Source organism: Faecalibacterium sp. DFI.5.82, assembly GCF_029076575.1.
GTDB lineage: Bacteria > Bacillota > Clostridia > Oscillospirales > Ruminococcaceae > Faecalibacterium > Faecalibacterium duncaniae.
Genome location: NZ_JARFIS010000408.1, coordinates 1 through 316 on the forward strand (window position 1 = coordinate 1; position 316 = coordinate 316).

The 316-nt window shown below is 49.1% G+C and carries 1 pseudogene; it reads right to left on the reverse strand.

The window, feature by feature from the left end:
* A pseudogene (locus P0G09_RS17190) lies at positions 1 to 288 on the reverse strand (MBL fold metallo-hydrolase); the annotation flags it as partial.
* Between the last annotated feature and the right edge of the window lie 28 nt (positions 289 to 316).

Consider the following 316-nt stretch of genomic DNA (forward strand, 5'->3'; position numbering starts at 1 on the left):
ATCGGATTCATCATAGGCATCGTAAAGCGCATTGGGGTCGTGGGCTCTTTTCTTGAAAGGCGAGCACAGCTCATTTTTGTGCGCAAAGTCAAACTCCATGTTGTCCGTCCAACCTGTGTGACCGGTAATGAACAGCGGATGCAGCCCACGTTTTCTCAGCTTTTTCTCCAGCAAAGTCAAAGACTTCACCGCAAGCTTGTTATCCTCTGCCAGCGAAGAAATAAAACTGTATCCGCCGTCCGCACCGAACCAGAGGGTATCGCCGGTAAATAGATATTTACCGTCCACAAGGTATACCATGTGCCCCCATGTATGA